Genomic DNA, 19129 nt, shown 5'->3' on the forward strand with positions numbered 1-19129 from the left:
ACGTGGACGAGCCCTCCGGCAAGGTGGACTGGTCGGCGGGCGAGGTCCGGTTGCTGACCGAGGCCCGGGCCTGGCCCGAGGTCGAGCGGCCGCGCAGGGCCGGGATCTCCTCCTTCGGGATCAGCGGCACCAACGCCCACACCATCATCGAGGCCGTCACCGAGCAGGTCGCCGAGCCGGCGGGTACCGAGGCCCCGCTGTTGCCCGTCCTGCTCTCCGGGGCCACCCCGGAGGCGCTCTCGGCCCAGGCGGCGAAGCTGACCGCCCTGGTGGACGCGCCGATCGCCGACCTCGCCTTCTCGTTGGCCACCGGCCGCTCCGAGCTCGGCCACCGGGCCGCGCTGATAGCCCGTGACCGGGACGAACTGGCCGTGGGGCTGACCGCGTTGACGGCCGGTGAGGCAGCGCCCGGCGTGCTGCGCGGCAAGCCGGTGGCCGGCAAGCTCGCCTTCCTGTTCACCGGGCAGGGCGCGCAACGCCCGGGCATGGGCCGTGAGTTGTACCAGCGCCACCCGGTCTTCCGACGCGCGTTGGACGAGGTCTGCGGCCAGCTGGACACGCACCTCGACCGTCCGCTGCGGGAGCTGATCTTCGATCAGGATGCCGAGCTGCTCGACCAGACCCGATACACCCAGAGCGCCCTGTTCGCCCTGGAGGTCGCGCTCTTCCGGCTGCTGGAGTCCTGGGGCATCAGGCCGGACTTCCTGGCCGGGCACTCCATCGGCGAGCTGACTGCCGCCCACGTCGCGGGCGTGCTGAGCCTTCATGACGCCGCCCGCCTGGTCGCGGCCCGGGGCCGCCTGATGCAGGCACTGCCCGTCGGTGGTGCGATGCTGGCCGTCGACGCCACCGAGGAGGAGGTGCTGCCGCACCTCGGGGAGGCCGTGAGCATCGCCGCCGTCAACGGGCCGAACGCCGTCGTGGTGTCCGGTGCGGAGGAGGCGGTGGCCGCCTTCGAGGCCGCCTTCACTCACCGCAGGACCAAGCGCCTGCGGGTCAGCCACGCGTTCCACTCGCCGTTGATGGACCCGATCCTGGCGGAGTTCGCCGAGGTCGCGCGCACTCTTGAGTTCGCCCCGCCGACCGTGCCGATCGTCTCCAACCTGACCGGCGAGCGGGCCACCACCGAAGAGCTGACCTCACCCGAGTACTGGGTGCGACACGTGCGCGAGGCCGTCCGCTTCGCCGACGGGATCCGCACCCTGGAGGCCGAGCAGGTCCGCACCTTCCTGGAACTGGGCCCCGACGCGGTGCTCTCCACCATGGGCACGCACTGCCTGGCCGACCCCGAGCGCTCGGCGCTGATCTCCGTGCTGCGCCGGGACAAGGAGGAACCCCTGGCCCTGGCCACGGCGTTGGGCGCGCTGCAGGTGCGCGGCGTCCCGATCGACTGGGAGCGGCTCTACGGCGGTACGGCGGTGCGCCGGATCGACCTGCCGACGTACGCCTTCCAGCGCCGACGGCTCTGGTTGGAGGACGGACCGTCAGGGCCGAGCGAGGCGGCCGGCTTCGGCCAGGCGGCGGCCGGGCACCCGCTGCTCGGTGCCGAGCTCAGGCTGGCGGAGAGCGACACCACCGTGCTGACCGGACGCCTCTCGCTGAGCACCCACCCGTGGCTGGCCGAGCACGCCGTCGCCGACGTGGTGCTGCTGCCCGGCAGTGCCTTCGTGGAACTGGCGGTCCAGGCGGGCGACCGGGTGGGCAACACCCTGGTCGAGGAGTTGACCATCGAACGGCCGCTGGTGCTGCCCGCGCAGGGCGGGATCCAGCTCCAGGTGGTCACCGGCGCCGATGACGGATCCGGGCGCCGCCCGGTCACCGTGCACGCCCGCATCGAGGAGAGCGGCGCCGCATGGACCAGGCACGCCACCGGCGTCCTGGCCCCGCTGAGCGCGCCGGAACCCGCCGCGCTTCAGGCCTGGCCGCCGACCGGTGCCGTGCCCGTCGACCTCGACGGCAGCTACGACCGCCTCGCCGACCAGGGTTACGGCTACGGCCCGTTGTTCCGCTGCCTGCGGGCCGCCTGGCGGCTGGGCGAGGAGGTCTACGCAGAGCTCGCCCTGCCCGAGGAGGCCGAGCAGACCGGATTCGGCCTGCACCCCGCACTGCTCGACTCCGCGCTGCACGCCATCGACCTGCTGGACGGCCAGGACCCGACGGTGATGACCCTGCCGTTCTCCTGGGAGGGCGTGGCGCTGTACGCGGCGGGTGCCTCGGCCCTGCGGCTGCGGCTCACCCCGCAGAGCACCGAGCAGCTGAGCCTGCAGCTCTTCGACGGCGCCGGCGCAGCAGTCGCCGTGGTGTCGGCGCTGCGGATCCGGCAGGTGTTCGCCGAGCAGCTGAACGCGGCCGCGGCCGCGGTCACGGCCGCCTCGGGCTCCGGCGACCTGTTCGAACTGCACTGGGTGCCGGTGCCGTTGGCGGCTCTCCAACAGGACGAAGCGCAGCTCGAACCGGACACCGTGACCATCACCGTCGACGGCGTTCCGCGCGCTCCGGCCCAGGCCGGTCAGGCTGCTCACCGCGCCCTGGCCGTCCTCCAGGAGCGGCTCGCCGAGGACCGTGCCGAGGGCGCGCCGCTGGTGGTCGTCACCCGGGGTGCGGTGGGCGTGGACGGCGCGCCGGACCCCGCGCAGGCCGGTATCTGGGGTCTGGTGCGCGCGGCGGCTGTCGAACACCCCGACCGTCTGGTCCTGGCCGATCTCGACGAGGATCCCGCCTCCGAGGCCGCCCTGGCGGCGGCGGTGGCCACCGGGGAACCGGAGTTGGCGCTGCGGGCCGGTCAGGCGTACGTCCCGAGGCTGGCCGAGGCCACGGCCTTCGAGCGCGTCAGCCCGCTGGACCCGCAGGGCACCGTGCTCATCACGGGCGGTACCGGCAGCCTCGGCCGCCTGCTCGCCCGGCACCTGGTGGGCGAGCACGGCGTCCGGCACCTGTTGCTGACCAGCCGCACCGGGGTCCTGCCAACGGAGCTGGCGGACCTGGCCGAGCTGGGCGCGACCGTGACGGTGGCCGCCTGCGACGCCGCCGACCGTGAGGCCATGGCCGCGCTGCTCGACGACATCCCCGTCGAGCACCCGCTGACGGCGGTGGTGCACGCCGCCGGGGTCCTGGACGACGCTCTGATCTCGGCGCTCACCGATGAGCGCCTGGACGCGGTGCTGCGGCCCAAGGCGGACGCGGCCTGGCACCTGCACGAGCTGACTGCGGGCCTGGACCTGGCCGCCTTCGTCCTGTTCTCCTCGGCCGCCGCCACCCTCGGGGCCGCCGGGCAGGGCAACTACGCGGCGGCCAACGCCTTCCTGGACGCCCTGGCCGCCCAGCGGCGCTCGGCCGGACTCCCCGCGCTCTCGCTCGGCTGGGGCCTGTGGGACACCGGCTCCGGGATGGCCGGCTCGCTCGGCGAGGCGGAGCTGCGCCGGCTCTCCCGGGACGGCATCCAGCCGCTGTCGGTCGACCGGGCGCTCGCGCTCTTCGACCGGGCGTTGACCTCGGACCAGTCGCTGCTCCTGCCGATGCGGGTGCAGCCCACCGAGCAGGCGCCCCCGATGGTCCGCGCGCTGGCCGCCCGGACCCCGGCCCGCCGCACCGCCCAGGCGGGGCCGGCCGCGACCGACAAGCCGCAGCTCAGTCCGCTGCCCGAGCGGCTCGCGGCGCTCTCCCCGGTGGAGAGCAGGCAGTTGCTGCTGGAGGTCGTGCGCGGCCACGTTGCCGAGGTGCTCGGACATTCGAGCGCCGAGGCGGTGGATCCGGAGCGCGCGTTCGGTGAGCTGGGTGTGGACTCGCTCTCCGCGCTGGAATTGCGTAACCGGATCAGCGCCGACACCGGCCTGCGCCTGTCCTCCACCCTCACCTTCGACTACCCGACCCCGGTGGCCATCGTCGACCACCTCTTCGACGAGCTGGTCGAAGACGTGGACGGTGTGCCGGATGTCGAAGCCGAGGTGATCCGACTGGAGTCCCTGCTGGAAGCAGCCGCTTCGGCCAGCTCGGTCAACGAGGAGCAGCGCTCCCGGGTGGCCCTGCGCCTGCGCGCCCTGACCGCCAGGTGGGCCGGCGACCTGCACCCGGAGGCAGCCGACCAGGGCGGCCCGGAGCTGGACACGGCCACCGCCGACGAGCTCTTCGATCTCCTCGACGACGAGCTCGGCAAGTTCGACTAGCAGGACCGGGGGGTCTGCCCGGCGGGATCGCGCCGAGCAGACCCCCCGGAGGCCGCGAGGCGGTGCCGGTGGCATCACCGGCACCGCCCTCCCGGCCGCCCGCCTCAGCACGAGCAGCTCGGAATCCCCGGCCCACCCCGACACCCGAAGGAAGCCCTCCCGATGCACCAACGCCAAAGCCGCCGCCGACTGCCCGCGGGGCGGTTCGGACGCGGCGGCTTCGGCGCCGGGCAGCAGGCCTTCCAACAGGCCTTACAGCGCCAACCGGCGCCAGAGCACTGGGAGTTCCCTGGTGGCCACGGCGCGCTGGCGAGGGCGGTGATTGGTGGCCGACTGGTGCTCGGGCAGCGCGGTGATCTGTCGTTCCAGGAGCTTGGACGGCAGTTCGGTGCGGCTGGCGACGTTCAACTTCCGGTACACGCGGGTGAGGTGCTGTTCGACCGTGCTGACCGTCACATGGATGCGGCCGCTGATCTCACGGTTGGTGTATCCGAGCGCGGCCAGGACGGCGACCCGGCTCTCCGCGTCGCTGAGCAGCGAGGCGAGGTCGGCAATCGGGGTGGCTGCGGGGCCGGCGGCGGGCGAGGGGGTGGCAGGGGAGTCGGCGGGCACCGGTTCGTTCTGCGGCATCCCGCCGTCCGCCGCCGCCTGCGGCTCGCCGTCGCCGGCCTCCTGGGCGGCTTGACGCTCAATCAGGCGGGCTCTGGCGTAGTCGCCCAGCTCGTAGTAGGTGGCGGACAGGTCGGCGAAGGCCAGCGCGAGTTCCAGCCGGTCGCCGTAGGCCTGCAGCAGGTCGATCGACTCGCGCAGCAGCGCGGTGCGATGCCGCGGCTGGCTGGTGCCGGCCAGTACCCGCAGGGCGATCGCCCGCGAGCGGGTGCCCAGTGGGTGGCGCTGCCCGGCCTGCTCCTCCGCCAGCTCCTTGGCGACCCGGGTGTTGCCGATCCGCAGGTTGGCCTGGGCGAGGTCGGTGCGCCAGGGGACCATCGGCTGCAGGGAGGGGCTGCGGTCGCGCATCAGGTGCCCGCAGGTCTCGAAGTCGTTCAGCGCCGCGAACGGCCGGTCGGTGGACAGGTAGTGGTGTCCCCGGGCGCGCAGGTACTGCACGCCGAAGCTGGTGTTGAACATGCTGTCCGGCACCTTGCGCCGCAGCAGCTGCGCCGCGGTCTCGTGCCGGCCCATGGCCGTGTTGGCGGAGATCGCCGTCGACAGTGGCAGGCCGATCAGGACACCCCAGGCCTGGGAGTGCAGCAGTTCGAGCGCCTCGGTGGCCTTGGCCTCCGCGGTGCCCGGATCACCCTGCAGCAGGGCGATCTCGGCTCGGATGCCGAGCAGCAGCGCCTGCCAGGTGGTCCACCCGCGCCGCACCGAGTCGCTCAGCAGCGCCTCGCAGACCTCGATCGCGGTCTGGACCTGGCCGGTGAAGGCGATGACCAGCAGAGAGATGACCGTCAGTTCCAGTTTCAGGTCGCTGACCTGGTCGCTGTACAGGGCCTCGGTCACCTGCGCCACCGACGCGGCGCTGACGCTTCCACCGACCAGCAGGGCCACCGTGGCCCACAGGGTGTTCACCTTGCCCGTGGTGGCCTGTTCCAGGGTAGCCATCTTGGCGAGGTCACTGCGGTGGCTGACCTGGGGCACGCCGAAGAAGCAGTGCCGGACGAACTCCACCTCGGCCAGCACGTGGGCGTCGCCCGGGGCGAGCGAGGCGGCCAACGCGGTCACAGCCTCGTCGGCGAGGCCGGTCTCGCCCTGCCAGAGCATGTGCCGCACCACGGTGGCCGCGTCCCGCGCTTCCAGGTCATCGCCCAGCACGCGCCGGTGGAGCGGATTGAGGTGCGGGGTCACGGCGGCCGGGTTCACCCGCCACTCCGCCCGCGCCAGCGCGGTGGAGAGGGCGTGCCGTTCGTGCTCGTCCGCGGACTCGCGCAGGGCCAGGCGCAGGTAGCCGGTGGACCGTTCGACGTCGTCCGCGGCCAGCGCCTGCTCGGAGGCCAGCCGCAGCACCGACAAGCCCCAGGGCTCGTCGACCCGGCCCGCGGCCATGAGGTGGTGGGTCACCACGGGTGCGGGCGCCCCGTCCAGATAGAGCAGTCGGGCGACCCTGCCGTGCAGCTGCGAGCGCTCGCGGGGATCGAGGTCGCTCAACACCGCGTTGGCGGCGGCGGGCAGGCGGAAGCGGTAGCCGTCGAGCAGGCCGGTGGAGCTCAGCACGTCGACCACGACCTGCACCGCGTCAGGGCCGGCCGACAGCAGCAGCGCGGCGGTCCGGGCGTTGGCGTGGTCGCCGAGCGCGGCCAGCGCCCTGGCGACGGAGAGGTGTCTGGGCTCGCCTCGGTAGAGGAAGGCCAGCACCGCGTGCCGGTAGGCGATGCTCGGCACGGGCTCACCGAGTTCGGTGCCGAACTGGGTGCCGTCGTCCAGGAGGGCGTGCATCAGCATGGGGTTTCCGCCGGTCACCTGGTGGTAGGTGGCGCTGATCTCGGCGGGCACCGGCCGGTTGGCCTGGGCGGCGAGCATCCGGGCCACGCCCTGCTCGGACAGTGGCGCCAGCCGGACCCGGTGGTGTGGTTGGCGGCTGAGGCCGTCGTGGATGAGCGGGTTCGGCAGCGCGCACTGCTCCCAGCCGGCACAGAGCACCGTGATCCGCTTGTTCCTGATCCGCCGCAGGAGGTACAGCAGGGTCTGAAGGGACTGGGTGTCCAGGAGGTGGGCGTCGTCGATGACGATGGCCAGGGGACGTTCCCTGGCTAACTCCAAGATCGGTGCGGACACGGCTTGGAGAAGGGCTTCCGGGGCGTATTGTGTGCTGCCGTGGTCCGGTCGACCCGATGCCGTTCGGTATCCGGCACCTGACGCTGAGTTGACTTCGATGTCAGGCTGTAATGAGCCTTCCAGGACATCCGTCGGGAGCTCGCCGCTGTGCAGGAGTTCCCGGATGGCGCTCATCGGCTGGGCCCGCTTCTGAGGGGAGCCGAGGGTGGTCAGCAGCCCGGCGCCGGTCTTGCCCGCGGCGTTTGCGAACTCGTGGAGCAGCTTGGTCTTTCCGACCCCCGGGCCGCCGGTGACGATGACAAGCTGCCCCGCTCCGGCGACGCACTCGGCGAACGCGTCGCGTAGGGTCTCAAGTTCTCGATGGCGCTCGAATAGGCGCACCATGACCTCCCCCGTAATGGCCTCCCCCGTGGCCATTGTTCTTGAATTGAATCCGCGAAAGACTTTACCGGGGACGTCCACCCTTATGGATCCCCTTGGGTAATATCTTTGCTGTTTGACGACAATTGCTGGAAACGCGGAAGTGAAATCTTCTCTACAGCAGAAAGTCGCCTGCTGCCATCATTGGAATTGCCTGCCCCGTCGGCGTTTCGCGTGGCGTGGGCGGCAGGGATGGCGCTGTTGTCTTGGACTGGTCCAGACCTCCCGGGGTCGGGCGGGCTTGCCCGGATGCTCCGGGTCGATCGTGGACTTGTGGCTGCTCAGGGGAACACTGCCCGTTCCCTAGAGTCGACTTGACGTTATGTTTGGTACACCAGTGTTGTCAACATCGGTCTCGCCGGCTGGTCGGCGGCGGGCGATCCGCGCAGGTCCGCTGGTGGTGGCCGCCATGTCGGCGGGCCAATCGGCGCGGCAATCGACATGCTTCGGAAAGCGGGGGCCGGTTCGCTCCAGGGGGCAGTAGGGGGTGACCCCGACACCCCCTGATCCCTAGCCTCCCAAAGGCGGGGACATGGACCGACGAGCCGGGATCCCGCGTTTCCGAAGGCATCGATCCCGATCGGATGACTGCGTTGGCGAACAACGAGGACCGACTGCTCGACTATCTCAGGCGAACCACTTCGGATCTGCGCGAGACGCGGCGCAGGCTGCGCGAGTCGGAGTACCGCGCGCACGAGCCGATCGCGATCGTGGGGATGGCCTGCCGGTATCCCGGCGGGGTCGCCACGCCCGAGCAACTGTGGGACCTGGTGGCCGCCGGTGCCGACGCGGTGTCGGACTTCCCGGCCGACCGGGGCTGGGACGTCGAGTCACTGTACGACCCCGACCCCGCGCGGGCGGGCAAGACCTACGCCCGGACCGGGGCGTTCCTGCACGACGCCGCCGACTTCGACCCGGACTTCTTCGGCATCTCGCCGCGCGAGGCGCTGGCGATGGATCCGCAGCAGCGGCTGCTCCTGGAGACCTCCCACGAGGCCTTCGAGGACGCCGGCATCGTCCCCGCGGCGCTGCGCGGCTCTCGTACCGGCGTCTTCGTCGGCGTCATGTACAACGACTACGCGACCCGGCTGCTCTCGGTTCCGGACGACCTCGACGGCTATCTGGCCAACGGCAGTGCCGCCAGCGTGGCCTCGGGCCGGGTGGCCTACACCTTCGGCCTGGAAGGGCCCGCCGTCACCGTCGACACGGCCTGCTCGTCCTCGCTGGTGGCACTGCACTGGGCGGTCAAGGCGCTGCAGTCGGGCGAGTGCACGCTGGCGCTGGCGGGCGGGGTGACCGTGATGTCCACCCCCGAGACCTTCATTGACTTCAGCCGGCAGCGCGGCCTGGCCCCCGACGGCCGCTGCAAGGCCTTCGCCGAGGGCGCCGACGGCACCGGCTGGGGCGAGGGCGCGGGCATGCTGCTGGTCGAGCGGCTCTCCGACGCCCAGCGGCTCGGCCACCGGGTGCTGGCCGTGGTCAAGGGCACCGCGATCAACTCCGACGGAGCCAGCAGCAGGCTCACCGCACCCAACGGCCCCTCCCAGCAGCGGGTGATCAAGCAGGCGTTGGCGAGCGCCGGCGTCTCCCCGGCGGACGTCGACGTGGTCGAGGCGCACGGCACCGGTACCGCGCTGGGCGACCCGATCGAGGCCCAGGCCCTGCTCGCGGCCTACGGCCAGGACCGGCCCGAGGGCCGGCCGCTGTGGCTCGGCTCGATCAAGTCCAACCTCGGGCACACCCAGGCCGCCGCGGGCGTGGCCGGGGTGATCAAGATGGTGCAGGCGATGCGGCACGGCGAACTGCCCAAGACCCTGCACGTGGACCGCCCCTCCACCCAGGTGGACTGGACGGCGGGCGAGGTCCGGCTGCTGACCGAGGCCCAGGAGTGGCCCGAGAGCGGACGGCCCCGGCGAGCGGCGGTCTCCTCGTTCGGGATCAGCGGCACCAACGCGCACGTGGTCCTCGAACAGGCCCCGGCGCTCGAACCGCAGACCGAGGCGGACAGCGAGCCGCAGGCCGGGGCGCAGGACGAGGCGGAGACCGCGAAGAGCCAGGCGCAGAGCGCCGACGCCCCGGCGGTGACCCCCGCACCGCGACTGGACGCCGTCCCGTGGCTCCTGTCGGCGCGCACCCCCGAGGCGCTTGCCGAGCAGAAGGGCCGGCTACACGCCTGGGTCGAGGCCCGCCCCGAGCTGGACCCGGCCGAGGTGGCCTTCTCGCTGGCCTGCACCCGCTCCTCCTGGGAGCACCGCGCGGTGGCCGTCGGCGGCTCCACCGAGGAGCTGCTGGCAGCCCTGGTCCTGGCTGCGGGCACCGCGGTCGGCAACGGGAAACTGGCGTTCCTCTTCACTGGGCAGGGCTCGCAGCGCCTTGGCATGGGGCGGGAGCTGTACCGGGCGTTCCCGGTCTTCGCGGCCGCCTTCGACGAGGTATCCGCCTTGCTGGACCCGGAGCTGGAGATCCCGCTTGCCCGGGTGATCGAGGCGGAGCCGCAGCTGCTGAACCGCACCGACTACGCCCAGGCGGCGATCTTCGCCGTCGAGGTGGCACTCTTCAGACTCGTGGAGTCGCTGGGCGTGTGCCCCGACTACCTGGTCGGCCACTCGGTCGGCGAGCTGGCCGCCGCGCACGTCTCCGGCGTGCTGTCGCTGGAGGGCGCGGCCGCCATGGTGCTGGCGCGCGGCGGCCTGATGAGCCGGCTGCCCGCGGGTGGCGCGATGGTGGCGATCCGGGCCACTGAGGCCGAGGTGCTGCCGCTGCTCTGTGAGCGGGTGGGCCTGGCCGCGGTCAACGGGCCGCGCTCGGTGGTGGTCTCGGGCGAGGAGGAGGCGGTGCTGGCGCTCGCCGCCCGGTTCGGGAAGAGCACCCGCCTGACCGTCTCGCACGCCTTCCACTCCCCGCTGATGGAGCCGATGCAGGCCCAGTTCGCCCTCGTCGCCAAGGCGCAGTCCTACGGCGCGCCGGGCATCCCGATCGTCTCCACGCTGACCGGCGCCCTGGCCGGCGCCGAGGAGCTCGGCTCGCCGGACTACTGGGTCGACCACGTCCGCCGACCCGTGCGGTTCGAGCCGGCGCTGCGCGCGCTTGCGGCCCTGGGCGTGCGCAGGCTCCTGGAACTGGGACCGGACGCGGTGCTGACCGCTATGGCGCAGGACTGCCTCGACGGTGACTTGGTGGCCGCCGCGACGATGCGCCGCGACTCGGCCGAGACGAGGGAGCTGCTGGGCGGCCTGGGGCGGTTGCACGCCGACGGCGTGCCGGTCGACTGGGCCGCACTTTTCGAAGGCCGTCGCCCGAACCGGGTCGACCTGCCGCTCTACCCGTTCCAGCGCACCAGGCTCTGGTTGGAGGCCACCGCCGCCGGCGGCGACCCGAGCGGCCTCGGTCAGCTCCCCGTCGAGCACCCGCTGCTGGCCGCGGCGACCGAACTGCCCGATTCGGGCGGGCTGGTGCTGACCGGGCGGCTCTCCCGCTCAGCCCAGCCCTGGCTGGCCGACCACGCCGTGCACGGCACGGTGCTGCTGCCCGGTACGGCCCTGGTGGAGCTGGCGATCCAGGCCGGCGACCGGGTCGGCTGCGCCCTGCTGGAGGAGTTGACGCTCCAGGCGCCGCTGACCTTGCCGGAGCAGGGCGCGGTGGCGGTGCAGGTCGCGGTCGGCGCCGAGGACGCCGGGCGGCGCACGGTCGCGGTGTACTCCCGGCCCGCGGACGCGCCGGACGCTCCGTGGAGTCAGAACGCCGGCGGACTGCTCACCAGCGCCGCAGAGGAGCCGCAGTTCGACCTACGGGTCTGGCCGCCCGAAGGGGCCGAACCCGTTGAGCTGGGCGAGCTCTATCCCAGGCTCATCGGGGTCGGCTACGGCTACGGCGAGGTGTTCCAGGGACTGCGCGCGGCGTGGCGGCGCGGCGAGGACCTGTTCGCCGAGGCCGCCCTGCCCGACCGTGCCCGGGCCACGGCCGCCGCCTTCGGTCTGCACCCGGCGCTGTTGGACGCGGCCCTGCACGTCAACCTGATCGACCTGGGTGACGGCCAGGCGGTGCTGCCGTTCAGCTGGGGCGGGGTCTCCCTGCACGCCGGCGGGGCCGGTGAGTTGCGGCTGCACGTCGCCAAGGCCGGCCAGGACGCAGTCTCGCTGGCGGTCGCGGACGGCACCGGCGCGCCGGTGGCCACCGTTCGCACGCTGGTGGCCCGCCCGGTCTCGGCGGGGCAACTGGCCGCCGGCCCGGGGGAGTCGCTCTTCCGCCTGGAGCAGGTTCCGCTCGACCCCGCCACGGCCGAAGCCCTGCCCGCGGACGTCGTGGTCTGCGGCCCCGACGACCTCGCTCTCGGCGTGCCGGTCCACCCGGACCTGGCGTCGATCGAGGCAGCGCCGAGCCTGATCGTCCTGCCGGCGGCCACGGTCGCCGGTGAGGTGCCCGCCGCGGTGCACGGGAGTGTCGGCGAGACCTTCGCCGTCCTCGGGGCCTTCCTCGCCGACCGGCGCTTCGACCACTCCCGGCTGGCGGTGGTGATCCGGGCCGGTGAGCTCGCCCACGCGCCGCTGGCCGGACTGGTGCGGGCCGCCGAGTCGGAGAACCCCGGTCGCTTCCTGCTGGTGGACAGCGACGGCACTGCGGGCCTGACCGCCGCGCTGGCCTGCGGCGAGCCCGAGGTCGCGGTGCGCGAGGGGAAGCTGTCGGTGCCCAGGCTCGCCAGGGCGAATCCGGCGCAGCCGCCGAAGTTCGACCCCGAGGCGTACGTGCTGATCACCGGCGGCCTCGGCGGCCTGGGACAGCTGATCGCCCGTCACCTCGCGGGCTCCCACGGCGTCCGGCGGCTGCTGCTGACGAGTCGGCGTGGCGCGGACACCCCCGGCGCGGCCGAGCTGAGGGCCGAGCTCGAAGGGCTCGGCGCCGAGGTCGCGCTGGCGAGCTGCGACGCGGCCGACCGCGGCCAACTCGCGGAGCTGCTGGGCCGCTACCAGGTCGGCGCCGTGGTGCACTCGGCCGGCGTGGTCGACAACGGGATGCTCGCCGCGCTCAGCCCCGAGCAGGTCGAGCGGGTGCTGCGGCCCAAGGTGGACGCCGCCTGGAACCTGCACGAACTCACGCAGGACCGCGAGCTCAGCGCCTTCGTGCTGTTCTCCTCCACCGCCGGCCTGCTGGTCGGTGGCGGCCAGTCCAACTACGCGGCCGCCAATGCCTTCCTGGACGGCCTCGCGGCCCACCGCAGGGCCGTCGGGCTGCCCGCCGTCTCGATGGCCTGGGGCCTGTGGTCCGAGGTCGGCGGCCTGGCCGACCAGGTGGACGCCGCCGATCTGGAGCGGATGCACCGGATGGGCCTGCCACCGCTGCCCGCCGCCCAGGGCCTGGAGCTGTTCGACGCCGCCCTGGCCGCCGAGGACGCCCTCGTGGTGCCGATGCGACTGGACGTCGCCGCGGTGCGGGCCAGGACCGACGGCGTCCCGACGCTGCTGCGCGGACTGGTCCGCGGCGCCTCGCGCCGCGCCGCCGGCGCCGCGGGCACCTCCCGCGCCGATGCGCAGAGCGGCTGGCGGGAGCGCCTCGCCCCGCTGCCGGACGCCGATCGCGACCGCTTGCTGCTGGAGTTGGTGCTCTCCGGGGTGGCCGCCGTACTCGGCCACACCTCGGCCCAGGCGCTCGACCCGAACAAGGCGTTCCAGGAGATGGGCTTCGACTCGCTGGCGGCGGTCGAACTGCGCAACCTGCTCGGGACGGCCACCGGCCTCTCGCTGCCCGCCACCCTGGTCTTCGACCAGCCGGCACCGGCCGTCCTGACCGCCTACCTCAAGGCCGAACTCGTCCCCGGCCCGGCCGACCAGGCCCGGCTGATGGTCGCCGAGGTCGACCGGCTCGAAGTCGCGCTGACCGCACTGCCGGACCAGGACGGTTCACACGCCCGGATCACCGCGCGCCTCGAAGCGCTGCTGCGGACCTGGCGTGACACCCACAGCGCGGGCGGCGAGGCGCCGGACGACTTCGACACCGCCACCGACGAAGAACTCTTCGCGACGATCGACAACGAATCTGGAGTCCAGTGATGGTAGACCCGGCCAACGTCGACAGGCTCCGCGACTACCTGAAGCGGGCCACCAGCGAGCTGGAGCGCACCCGCCGCCGGGTGCGCGAGCTGGAGGAGCTCAACCGCGAGCCGATCGCGATCATCGGGATGGCCTGCCGCTACCCCGGCGGCATCCGCTCGCCCGAGGACCTCTGGCGGATCGTCAGCGAAGGCGCCGACGTGATCTCCGGCTTCCCGGTGGACCGCGGGTGGGACGTGGAGAACCTCTACGACCCCGAGGTCGGCAAGCCCGGCAAGAGCTACGTGCGCCAGGGCGGCTTCCTGCACGACGCCGCCGAGTGCGACCCCGCGTTCTTCGGCATCAGCCCCAAGGACGCGCCCGGCACCGACCCGCAGCAGCGGATGCTGCTTGAGACCTCCTGGGAGGCATTCGAGCGGGCCGGGATCGACCCGCAGTCGATGAAGGGCACCCGGACCGGCGTCTTCGTCGGCCTGATGCACCACGACTACGTGGGCGGCACCATCTCCGGCAGCATCGTCTCGGGCCGGATCGCCTACACGCTGGGCCTTGAGGGACCCGCGGTCACCATGGACACCGCGTGCTCCGCATCGCTGGTGGCCCTGCACCAGGCGACCCAGTCGCTGCGCCGCGACGAGTGCGAGTTCGCCCTGGTCGGCGGTGCCGCGGTGATGGCCAGCCCCGAGATGTTCATCGAGTTCAGCGAGCGGCGGGCGCTGTCGGCCGACGGGCGCTGCAAGTCCTTCTCCGAGGACGCGGACGGCGCCGCCTGGTCGGAGGGCGCGGGTGTGCTGCTGGTGGAGCGGCTCTCGGACGCCCGGCGCAAGGGGCACCGGGTGCTCGCGGTGATCCGGGGCAGCGCGATCAACCAGGACGGCGCCTCCAACGGCCTGACCGCGCCCAGCGGCCCGGCCCAGATTCGGGTGATCCAGTCGGCGCTGGCCGACGCCCAGTTGTCGCCGAACCAGATCGACGTGGTGGAGGCGCACGGCACCGGCACCAAGCTCGGCGACCCGATCGAGGCCCAGGCGGTCATCGCCGCCTACGGGCAGAACCGGCCCGAGGGCCGGCCGATGTGGCTGGGCTCGATCAAGTCCAACATGGGCCACCCGCAGGCCGCCGCCGGCGTGGCGGGCGTGATCAAGATGGTCATGGCGATGCGCCACGGGGTGCTGCCCAAGTCGCTGCACTCCGAGCGCCGCACCTCCGCGGTGGACTGGTCGGCGGGCGACGTCGAGCTGCTGACCGAGGCCCGGACGTGGCAGACCTACGGTCAGCCGCGCCGCGCCGCCGTCTCGGGCTTCGGGATCAGCGGCACCAACGCGCACACCATCCTCGAAGAGGCCCCGGCCGAGGAAGTGGCGGAGCGGGCGCCGCGCGCCGCCCTACCGGCCGTGCCCTGGGTGCTCTCCGCCAAGACCGCGGAGGCGGTCAAGGACCAGGCGAGCCGGCTGATCGCCGCGGCCGATGACCTCGATGTGCTGGACGTCGGCTTCTCGCTGGCCACCACCCGCGCCCTGCTCACCCACCGCGCCGCGGTGGTCGGCCACGACCGCGCCGAACTGCTGGAGGGGCTGCGCGCGCTGGCCGAGGGCCGGGAGCTGCCGCAGGTCGCCGCCGGCCCCGGTAAGCTCGCCGTGGTCTTCTCCGGCCAGGGCTCCCAGCGCCCCGGCATGGGGCGCGAACTGATCGAGAGCTTCCCCGGGTTCGCCCGTGCCTTCGACGAGATCTGCGCCGAGTTCGACCAGCACCTGGAGCGGCCGCTGCGTGAGGTGGTGCTGGACACCGAGTCCGAGCTGCTGAACCAGACCGTCTTCACCCAGGCCGGCATCTTCGCCTTCGAGGTCGCGCTCTACCGCCTGCTGGAGTCCTGGGGCATCCGCCCCGACCTGCTCGGCGGGCACTCGATCGGCGAGGTGGTCGCCGCCCATGTCGCCGGTGTGCTCTCGCTGAGCGACGCCGTCACCCTGGTCGCCGCGCGCGGCCGGCTGATGCAGGCGCTGCCCACCGGCGGCGCGATGGTCGCCATCCGGGCCGGCGAGGCCGAGGTCGCCCCGCTGCTCACCGAGGGCGCCGACCTCGCCGCGGTCAACGGCGAGCGCGCGGTGGTCGTCTCGGGCGACGAGGAGGCGGTGCTCGCGGTTGCCGCCCGGTTCGAGAAGACCACCAGGCTGAAGGTCTCGCACGCGTTCCACTCGCACCGGATGGACGACATGCTGGAGTCCTTCCGGGCCGTGCTCGACAAGCTGGAGTTCCACCAGCCGCAGCTGCCGGTCGTCTCCAACCTGACCGGATCGCTCGCCGACGAGCTGACCTCGCCCGACTACTGGGTGCGCCACGTACGTGAGGCCGTCCGGTTCCACGACGGTGTACGCACCCTGGCCGCCGAGGGCGTCACCCGGCTGCTGGAGGTGGGCCCGGACTCGGTGCTCACCGGCATGTCCCAGGACATCGTGGCCGAGGTGGTCGCCACCCAGCGTCGGGACCAGGGCGAGGCCAAGGCGCTGCTGACGGCGCTCGGCCGACTGCACGTCAGCGGCCTGAGCCCGGACTGGTCGGCGCTGTTCACCGGCGCCCGCGTGGTGGACCTGCCGACCTACCCCTTCCGGCGCGACCGGCACTGGGAAAACGCCCCGTCCATCACGGCGGCCACCGCCCCGGGCCGCGGCGGCGACGGGGGCGGCGAGTTCTGGGAGCTGGTCCGGGAGCAGGACGTGGCCGCGGTCGCCGCCACCCTCGGCGTGGACGACCAGGCCCCGGTGGCCGCGCTGATGCCGGCGCTGGCCTCCTGGTACGACCAGCGGCAGGCCAACGCCACGGTGGACGGCTGGCGTTACCGCGTCGGCTGGCGGATGCTGCCCGGCTCCGAGGACCGCGCCGCCGCGTTCCGCTGGCTGGCCGTGGTCTCCGAGGACCTGGCCCAGGACCCGTGGGTCGAGGCCGCGCTGGCCGCGCTGCGCGAGCGCGGCCACCAGGTCGAGCTGCTCGCCGTGCCCACGGCCGCGCAGCAGCGCACCGCCCTGGCCGAACTGCTCGATGGTCACGGTGCGGTGGACGGCGTTCTCTCCCTGCTGGCGCTCGACACCCGGGCCGCCGTGACCGCCGCGCTGATCCAGGCACTCGGCGACGCCGGCATCGAGGCCGGGCTGTGGGCCGTCACCCGGGACGCGATGGCTCACGAGTCCTCGGCCCGTCCGAGCGGATTCAGCCAGGCCGAGGTCTGGGGCCTGGGCCGGGTGGCCGCGCTGGAGCACCCCGAGCGCTGGGGTGGCCTGCTCGACCTGCCCGCCGAGCTCGGCCCGCTCACCCTGGCCCGACTCGCCACCGCGCTCACCGCCTACGGCGACGAGGACCAGCTGGTCCTGCGCGAGTCCGGCCTGTTCGCCCGCCGCCTGGAGCACGCGCCGGTGCGGCCCGGTGCCCCGTGGCAGCCCACCGGCACGGTGCTGGTCACCGGCGCCACCGGCGCGGTCGGTGCCCGGGTGGCGAGCTGGCTGGCCGAGCAGGGTGCGGAGCACCTGCTGCTCATCAGCCGCCGTGGCGAGGCAGCGCCCGGCGCCGCCGAACTGCGGCAGGAGCTGGCCGCGACCGGCACCAAGGTCACCTTCGCCGCCTGCGACGCGGCCGACCGCGAGAGCCTGGCCGCGCTGCTGGCCACCGTCCCGGCCGAGCATCCGCTGACCGCCGTGATCCACCTGGCCGGCGTGCTGGACGACGGCGTGCTGGACGCGCTCACCCCCGAGCGCTTCGCCACGGTGCTGCGGCCCAAGGCGCAGGCCGCCCTGAACCTGCACGAGCTCACCGCGGAGCTGGACCTGTCGGCGTTCATCCTGTTCTCCTCGCTCACCGCCACCGTCGGCGGCGCCGGGCAGGCCAACTACGCGGCCGCCAACGCCTTCCTGGACGCGCTGGCCGAGTACCGGCGCGGCGAGGGCCTGGCGGCCTCCTCGATCGCCTGGGGACCGTGGGGTGGCGGCGGCATGGCCGACCACGGCGCCGTGCGTGACGCGGGCCGCAACCTCGGCATCTCGGCGATGAACCCCGACCAGGCGCTGACCGCGCTGCGCCGGGCGCTGGAGAGCGGCGAGACCACGCTGACCGTGGCCGACGTGGACTGGACCAGGTTCGCGCCCGCCTTCGGCGCCGCCCGGCCCAGCCCGCTGCTGGCCGACCTGCCCGAGGTCCAGGGACTGGCGGCGGCCGGCGGCGGTGACAACGCGGTCCCCGACGGCTTCGCCCAGAAGCTGGCCGCCCTGACCGGCGGCGAGCGCAAGCGCGCCCTGGTGGACCTGGTCTGCACCCAGGCCGCCACCGTGCTCGGCTACGGCGCGGCCGGCGGGATCGATCCCAGCACCGCCTTCCGCGACCTCGGCTTCGACTCGCTGACCTCGGTGGACCTGCGCAACCGGCTCAGCACCGCCGCCGGAGTGGCCCTGCCGGCCACGCTGGTCTTCGACTACGCGACGCCCGCCGCGTTGGCCGAGCACCTCGGAACCGAGCTGGGCGAGGGCGAGGACGGCTCCTCGGCCGACCTGCTGCTGGCCGAACTCGACCGGCTGGAGGCCGCGTTCGGTGGGCTGAAGGTCGAGGAGATCGAGCAGGGCCGGTTCACGGCCCGCCTGCAGGCGATGCTCAACGGGCTGACCGAGACCCTGTCCGCGGCCGGCGGCGAGTCGGTCGCAGGGCGGCTGGAGAACGCCTCCGCCGACGACGTCTTCGCCTTCATCGACAACGAGCTCGGCACGGCGTGACGACGTGAGCACGACCGCCGACCCCGCCCCGCACGCCAGGCTGAATCTTCCGCACAGAAGTGGCGACACTCGATGACCAACGATGACAAGCTGCTCGACTATCTCAAGAGGGTCACCGCTGATCTGGCCCAGACCCGGCAGCGGCTGCGCGACGTGGAGACCGAGGAGAAGGAGCCCATCGCCATCGTGGCGATGAGCTGCCGGTTCCCCGGTGGCGTCAGCACTCCCGAGGAGCTCTGGCGGCTGGTCGACGAGGGCACCGATGCCGTCACGGACTTCCCGGACAACCGGGGCTGGGACGGCGCCGCGCTCTACGACCCCGATCCGGACGCGTCCGGCAAGAGCTATGTGCTGCGGGGCGGTTTCCTGCACGGGGCCGCCGACTTCGAGCCGGACTTCTTCGGCATCTCGCCGCGCGAGGCGCTGCTGATGGACCCCCAGCAGCGGCTGCTCCTCGAGGTGGCTTGGGAGGCGCTGGAACGCGGCGGCATCGCGCCGGACTCGGTACGCGGCGCCCGGATCGGGGTGTTCGCGGGCACCAACGGCCAGGACTACCGCGACGTGCTGGCGAAGCTGCCGAAGGACCCCGAGGCGGCGCTCGGCACCGGCGTGCTGGCGGCGGTGATGGCCGGCCGGATCTCCTACACCCTCGGCACCGAGGGGCCCGCGGTCACCATCGACACCGCGTGCTCCTCGGCCCTGGTCGCGCTGCACCTGGCGGTGCAGGCGCTGCGCCAGCGCGAGTGCACGCTGGCGATGGCCGGCGGTGTCTCGGTGATGTCCACCCCGGGAGCGTTCATCGCCTTCAGCCGTCAGCGCGGGCTCTCCCCGGACGGCCGGTGCAAGTCCTTCGCCGACGGGGCGGACGGCACCGGCTGGGGCGAGGGCGCCGGGATGCTGCTGCTGGAGCGGCTCTCGGACGCCCGGCGCAACGGGCACCAGGTGCTGGCCGTCATCCGTGGCTCCGCGGTGAACC

5 protein-coding genes are annotated in these 19129 nt (G+C 73.3%); 4 read left to right on the forward strand and 1 reads right to left on the reverse strand.

Features of this window, described 5'->3' with window-relative positions; genetic code table 11:
• The coding region (locus ACWDBE_RS38375) for an SDR family NAD(P)-dependent oxidoreductase (protein ID WP_449810291.1) at positions 1-4163 on the forward strand (4163 nt) is incomplete at its 5' end.
• Positions 4164-4415: 252 nt separating this feature from the next.
• Here the strand turns inward: ACWDBE_RS38375 and ACWDBE_RS38380 are convergent.
• A complete protein-coding gene (locus tag ACWDBE_RS38380) occupies positions 4416-7355 on the reverse strand; it encodes an ATP-binding protein (RefSeq protein WP_449810293.1) in 2940 nt (979 codons plus the stop codon).
• Positions 7356-7942: 587 nt separating this feature from the next.
• Between ACWDBE_RS38380 and ACWDBE_RS38385 the strand changes: the two genes are divergently transcribed.
• The 3 genes from ACWDBE_RS38385 to ACWDBE_RS38395 all read left to right on the forward strand — a co-directional run.
• Positions 7943-13402, forward strand: coding sequence for an SDR family NAD(P)-dependent oxidoreductase (locus tag ACWDBE_RS38385; protein ID WP_449810292.1), 5460 nt, complete (start codon positions 7943-7945; stop codon positions 13400-13402).
• Positions 13402-18153, forward strand: a complete 4752-nt coding sequence (locus ACWDBE_RS38390; RefSeq protein ID WP_449793466.1) for a type I polyketide synthase — start codon at positions 13402-13404, stop codon at positions 18151-18153. The genes ACWDBE_RS38385 and ACWDBE_RS38390 overlap by 1 nt, the downstream gene beginning before the upstream one ends.
• A gap of 72 nt (positions 18154-18225) precedes the next feature.
• A partial coding sequence (locus ACWDBE_RS38395) for a beta-ketoacyl synthase N-terminal-like domain-containing protein (RefSeq protein ID WP_392884562.1) occupies positions 18226-19129 on the forward strand: 904 nt, incomplete at its 3' end.

The organism is Kitasatospora sp. NPDC001132 (genome assembly GCF_053598415.1).